The organism is Massilia glaciei, assembly GCF_003011895.2.
Lineage (GTDB): Bacteria > Pseudomonadota > Gammaproteobacteria > Burkholderiales > Burkholderiaceae_D > Telluria_A > Telluria_A glaciei.
On record NZ_PXWF02000287.1, the window covers coordinates 21794 to 28203 of the forward strand.

General features: G+C 71.3%; 3 protein-coding genes and 1 pseudogene. All 4 read right to left on the reverse strand.

Annotated features, from left to right (window positions below; genetic code table 11):
• Positions 1 to 4 precede the first annotated feature (4 nt).
• Complete coding sequence (locus C7C56_RS21835) at positions 5 to 1603, reverse strand: ShlB/FhaC/HecB family hemolysin secretion/activation protein (protein WP_106759455.1); 1599 nt, start codon at positions 1601 to 1603, stop codon at positions 5 to 7.
• 231 nt (positions 1604 to 1834) lie between these two features.
• Entirely contained in the window at positions 1835 to 4018 is a 2184-nt protein-coding gene (locus tag C7C56_RS21840) for a CHASE2 domain-containing protein (RefSeq protein ID WP_106759459.1), read from the reverse strand.
• Positions 4019 to 4107: 89 nt separating this feature from the next.
• Positions 4108 to 5763: an HD family phosphohydrolase gene (locus C7C56_RS21845; protein WP_106759456.1), complete on the reverse strand. Its 1656-nt coding sequence runs from the start codon at positions 5761 to 5763 to the stop codon at positions 4108 to 4110.
• A 159-nt stretch (positions 5764 to 5922) separates the two neighbouring features.
• A pseudogene (locus tag C7C56_RS29055) lies at positions 5923 to 6410 on the reverse strand (hypothetical protein); the annotation flags it as partial.

The window sequence follows — 6410 nt, forward strand, 5'->3', positions numbered from 1 at the left end:
TCCGTTAGTAGGCCAGGCCCACGCGGAAATGCACTTTGTTCTTGTCGGTCGCGCCAACGGCGCCGGCGTCGAGCACATGGCCCCAGTCGATCTGCCCGTGGATCTGCTCGCCGAGCGCGACCCGCAGGCCGAGGCCGGCGCTGCTGATGGCGGTGCTGCCCACCTCGCCCGGCAGCGCCTGGTTGCGCGAACCACGCGCGGCGTCGACGAAGCCGAGCGCGCGGCAGCTCCAGCGCGCGCGCGCGGCGCACAGGTTGGGCGAGAACAGCTCGGCGTTGGCGAGCACCCCGCTGTCGGTCGAGAGCGCGCGCTCCTCGAAGCCGCGCACGCTGGCCGCGCCGCCGGCGCCGAACTGCTCGCCCGGCACCAGCGCGTCGCGCGTGTGCTGGGCGTTGACCAGCAGGCGCGCCTGCCAGCTGCCGGCGAACTGGTGGGTGTAGGAGGCGGCCGCGCGCAGCGCGCTGAAGTCGGCCTTGGCGCCGAAGCGCGCGCCGCCGAAGTCGGCGTCGCCGCCGCGGCTGCCGCCGCCGAGGTTGCGCACGTAGGTCACCGACAGGCTGGTCTCGCCGGCGGCGTGCGCCAGCGTGCCCGCGTAGCCCAGGCTGAGCGGGCGCACCGTGACGTCGTTGCCGAAGTCCTGGCCCAGCAGCAGCACGCTGTTCTTGTAGGCCTTGACCTCGAGCCCGCCGAACAGGCGCCGCTCGATCCGCCCCATCTTTGGCAACACGTGGGTGTAGCGGCCGCCGAAGACGGTGCCCTTGCCGCTGATGGCGAGGTTGAAGATGCCGGCCAGCACGGCGCCCGAATCGACGTTCGAATAGCTCGCGTACAGGTCGAGCGCGTCGCCCGTGGAGTAGAACGGGATGTGGTAGCCGGCGCCCCAGACGCCGATCTTGCTCGGCTCCTCGAGCGTGGTGGTGTACTGCACGCTGCCGACATGGTCGCGCCCGAACAGGTTGGCGTGCTGCAGCACCGCCGAGGCGTGGGTCTCGCCGGTCTGGTCGTTGCCGCCGTTGTGCAGGTTGAACATCAGCTTCCAGGGCCGCTCGTCCCGGACCTCGAGCAGCGCGTTGACCTCGCCCGCCTGCTGGCCCGACTGCAGCTTGAGCGTGACCTTCTTGGCCGGGTTCTCGTTGGCCAGCCTGAGGTTGCCCGAAACGCGGTCCAGGTCGGGCGTGCGGCCGGGCTGGAGCGCCGGCAGGCTGCGCCGGATGTTGGCCTCGTCGAACACGGTGTTGCCCGTGACCGCGACGCGCCCGATCCGGTTCTGCACCACGTTCAGGCGCACCACCCCGCCATTGAGCTCCTGCTCGGGCAGCTCGACCGTGACGAGCTTGTAGCCGCGCGCGTGGTAGGCCGCCTCGAGCGCCTCGAGCGCCCGCTGGACGTCGCCGAAATCGCGCCCGGGGCCGGCATGGGGGGCGAGCGCGGCGTCGACCACGGCGCCTGGGAGCACGGTGTTGCCGACCACCTCGAAGCGGCTGATCGGAAAGCGCAGCGTGGTGTCGGCCCCGGGCGCGGCCGAGGCCGGGGCGGCCCAGGCCGCGTGGACGGCGGTGGCGAGCACGGAACCTGTAAGAAGTCGCGCGAGGGTGTGTTTCATGTTCTGTTGGCTCTGGTGAAGTTGATTCCAATGACGCGGCGGCGGCGCCGGGCGGCGCCCGCGCGTCATTACAGGGATGGTTTTCCGCTTCAGTGTAGACGGGTTTTTCTTACGAGTCAGCAATTTTCTCGGCCGTTCCGGCGGCTGCGGGGCGGGCGCGCCGCCACGCTCGGCTTTGCGTTGCATCAATGTCACAAGAATAACTAATGTGGACGGAATGTATTAACTTTTTTACTTTGTTTCGAAGGTCGTCACGCCGTCCCAGTCCGCGCCGGGCGGATGCGCGCGCAAGTGCGCGACCCGTTCGAGGTAGAGCCGGTACAGGCCGCTGCCGGGGCTGGCCGCCGCCAGCCCGGCCAGCGCCGCCGCGGCCGCGTCCCACCGCTGCGAGCGCACCAGCGCCAGCGCCGAGGCCCAGCGCGCCAGTTCGGCGAGCAGTTCCGGCCCGGCCTCGGCGGCCGGCAGCAGCGGCTCGTAGATCGCCACCGGCTCGTTCTTGCCCTTGACCCGGACCAGGTCGAGTTCGCGGTAGGCGTATTCGGGGGCGGCGGCGCGGGTGGCCTCGCCGACCGCCAGCCCGACCCCGTAGACCTTGGTGATGCCCTCGAGCCGGGAGCCGAGGTTGACCGCGTCGCCCATCACCGTGTAGGCGCGCCGCACGGCCGAGCCCATGTCGCCGACGTGCATCATGCCGGTGTTGAGGCCGATGCCGATCTTGAGCTGCGGCAGGCCGCGCGCGAGGAAATCGTCGTTCAGGCGCGCCGCGCTCTTTTGCATCAGCAGCGCGCTGGCGACGGCGCGGCTGGCGTGGTCGGGGAACGCGACCGGCGCGCCCCAGAACGCCATGACGGCGTCGCCGATGTACTTGTCGAGCGTGCCGCCGTGGCTGTCGCGGATGTCGGACGACATCGCCGTCAGGTACAGGTTGATGTATTCGCGCAGCGCCTTCGGACTGAGGCCCTCGGAGATGGTGGTGAAGCCGCGCACGTCGACGAACAGCACCGTCAGCTCGCGGCTCTCGCCGTCCATGTTGTACTGCTCCGGGTCGTCGGCCATCTCGGCGACCAGCTCGGGCGCGACGTACTCGCCGAAGCGCGACACCAGCGCGTTCTTCTGGCGCGTCTCGAACAGGTAGCCCCAGGCCATGTTGAGGATGAACAGGCCGGCCACGAGCAGCACGATGGCGGCCTCGTTGAGCACCCAGTCGAGGCGGGCGTAGAGCGCGTAGTTCAGGGCCATCACGGCCGCGCCGGCCGCGAGCGTGAGCGCGATCGAGGCCAGCGGCGGCAGCAGCGCCAGCGCCACGCTGAGCACCAGCCCGGCCGCGACCAATTGGCCGACCTCGATCCCGAGCGCGTAGTCGGGGCGCCGCTTGAAGCTGTTGTCGAGGATCGAGGCGATCAGGTTGGCGTGCACCTCGACCCCCGGGTACTCGGGGTTGACCGGGGTCGCGCGCAGGTCGTTGATGCCGGGCGCGGTGGTGCCGACGAGCACGATGGCGCCGGCGAGCACGTCCGGGTCGGCCTTGCCGGAGAGCACGTCGGCGGCCGGCACGTAGCTGAAGGCGCCGCCGCCGGGCCCGCCCCTGCCGCGGAACTCGATCAGGGCGCTGAGGTTCTCGCCGACCGCGAACAGCTTGACGCGCTTTTCGCCGTAATGGATCTGGAACGCCTCGTAGCCGCCGTAGCCGCGCTCGCGCTCGCTCATGTCGTCGACGCTCTTGTCGAGGTAGGGCTTGACCGCGCGCGCGCCCAGCGCCACGGCGACCGTGGCCAGCGACAGCGAGGGGTAGAACTTGTCGCCGATGCGGGTGACCATGTCGGCCGAGCGCAGGATGCCGTCGGGGTCGGTGTTGGCGCTGAAGATGCCGGCCCCGGCGGCGGCGTTCGCCAGCCGCTCGGTGTTGGCCTCGTAGCCGGCCGAGTCGCGCGCGTCGAGCGCGCGCCCGTTGAGGAAGTCGAGGTCGAAGGCCGGCTTGGGCAGCACGCCCTTGGACAGCTTGGCCGAGACGGTGTAGCCGAGCACCACCGGCTTGCCCTCGATCGCCTTGGCCAGCAGGCCGTCGTAGTCGAGCCGCTCGCGCAGGCCGGCGACCTGCGCGCCGAAGCCGGGCACGTCCTTGAGCTGGCCGCGCGCGAGTCCCTGCAGCACGCCATAGCCGGAGGTGTTGTCGGGCTCCGAGAACACGACGTCGAAGCCGATCGCGGCGACCCCGTAGCGGCCGGTCATCTGGTTGACAAGCCTGGCGACGACGTCGCGGTTCCACGGCCAGCGCCCGACCTCGACCAGGCTGGCCTCGTCGATGTCGACGATCACGATGCGCGGGTCGTGCACCACGGGCGTGACGCGCATGCGCAGGCCCGACAGGAAGGCGTCCATCCGCTCGACCGTGTTGAAGTGCAGGTAGCCGGTCATCTGGCACGCCAGCAGCAGCGTCAGCGCCAGCCCGAGCCCGATGCGCGCGCGCTGGCGCGCCAGCGCGCGGCGCCAGCGTCCCGGGCGCCTCACGGGCGGTAGCCGGGAATGCCGGCCTCGTCGATGGCGTCGATCTGCTGCGGGTCCATGTTCTTGCGCGCGAACGCGAGGTAGACCCCGCTGCGCACGAAGACGTCGAACAGGTCCGGGTCGATGTGGCCGTTGGTGGCGAACTTGCCCAGGATGTGCATCGATTCGGACAGCATCTTGCCCTTCTTGTAGGGGCGGTCGGCCGCCGTGAGCGCCTCGAAGATGTCGGCGATCGCCATCACGCGCGCCTGCACCGACATCTGCGCGCCATGCAGGCCGCGCGGATAGCCCTTGCCGTCCATCCGCTCGTGGTGCCCGCCCGCGTATTCGGGCACGTGCCGCAGGTGTTTGGGCCAGGGCAGCGATTCGAGCATGCGGATGGTCACTTCGATGTGGTTGTTGATGATCTTGCGCTCGGCGTCGGTCAGGGTGCCGAAGCGCACCGTCAGGTTGGCCAGCTCGTCGCCGCTGAGGAAGGCGCTGCCCTGCCCCCGCCCCTCGGCGGCGCCGGCTTCGGCTTCGGCGTCTGCCATGCCGCGCCAGCGGTAGGCGCCGATCGCGCGCACGCGCTCCTGGTCGGGCAGGCTCATGCCCTCGCCGCCGACATTGGCGTGGCGCAAAAAGTCGCGGTCGGCGCGCAGGCCGGCCAGATCAAAGGCCAGCCCGGCGGCCTCGGCGGCCGGGTCGGCCCCGGCCAGGCGGCGCTCGAGCGAGGCGATCTCGCGCTCGCGCATGAGCACCTCGAAGCGGGTGTCGACCAGCGCGATGCGGTCGAAGATGGTCTCTAGCTTGGTCGCCTTGTCGACCACGTGCACCGGGGTGGTGATCTTGCCGCAGTCGTGCAGCAGGCCGGCCAGCCACAGCTCCTTGCGGTCGCCCTCGGTCATGCGGAACGGCGCCAGCGGCCCCGTCTGGGCGTCGTGCGCGGCCTCGGCCAGCATCATGGTCAGCTCCGGCACGAACTGGCAGTGGCGCCCGGTGTAGGGCGATTTCTCGTCGATGCCGATGTTGATCAGGTTGACCAGCGCGGCGAGCAGCTCTTCGAGCTGGCCGATGAGCTGCTGGTTGGTGATCGCCACCGCGGCCTGGGCCGCGAGGGCCTCGATGAAGCGCTGGTCGGTGGCGCTGAAGGCGGCCACCGCGCCGTCCCCGGGGCCGGCCGCGTTGACCAGCTGCAGCACCCCGACCAGCTCGCCCATGTGGTCCTGCATCGGCACAGTCAGGAACGACTGCGAGTGGTAGCCGTAGTGGGCGTCGAAGGCGCGCATGCCCGAGAAATTGAAGCCGCCGTCCTGCTGGTAGACGTCCTCGATGTTGACCGACTTGCCGCTGTGGGCGGCGTAGGCGGCCACCGCGGCCATGTTTTTGGCGCCGTCCGGCCCGTACAGCGCCAGCGCCGGGATGTCGATCGGGGCGCCGCCGGCGCCACCCTGGCTGATGCCGAGCGAGTCGTTGAGCGAGATGTGGAAGCACAGGCTGCGGCGGTCGGCGCTGGGCAGGTACAGGGTGCCGCCGTCGGCCCCGGTCATGCCCTTGGCCGCGCGCAGGATGCGCTCGAGCAGGGCCGCGGTGTCGGTGCGGTCGCCCAGCGCGATGCTCAGTTCGGTGAGCAGTTCGAGGCGCTGCACGAGGCGGGGGGAGTTCGGCGAATCCATGTGTGGCCAGCCCTGTGGTTGTTCGGTGCGCCCGCGTGCAGGCTGTTGCTTAAGTGTAATGGCAAGTGTAGCGCCAGTCGGCCCGGCTGTACATGCCCGGCGCGAAAAGGCGCCCACGGGGCGACGCCGGGGCCGCCGGGTGTCGATGCGCCGCAACAGCTAGCGCGGCGCTGGCGGCGCGGGGGGCGCGGGCGCGCAGGCCACGCTCCATGCCACCAGGGCGGCGCCGCGCTGGCGCGCCCAGACCCGCGCGCTCGCGCCGGCGTCCTCGAACACGAGCACCGCCATCTCCTCGGCGACGCCGGGCGCGGGGCCGACCTCGAGCGAGCCGAGCCGGTAGCGCAGGGCGCGCCGCGGGGCGCAGCCGCTGTCGCCGCCGAACAGCAGGCGCGCGCCCCGCAGCACGCCGTCGCGCGCGCGCAGCAGGTCGATGACGAGCGGGTCGGGCAGGCGCTGGGCCAACCTGACCGGCGCGGCCGGCAGAACGCAGCCGGCCGCGCCCGAAATCCAGGCCAGTTGCTCGGTGCTGGGCCCGCTCCAACGCCGGCCGGCGCGCGCACGCGGGTCGTAGGCGAAGCGCTCGCGCCCGGCGCGGCACAGCGGATGGAGCGCGCGGATGCCGGCGCCGTCGACCAGCGCCGTAAGCG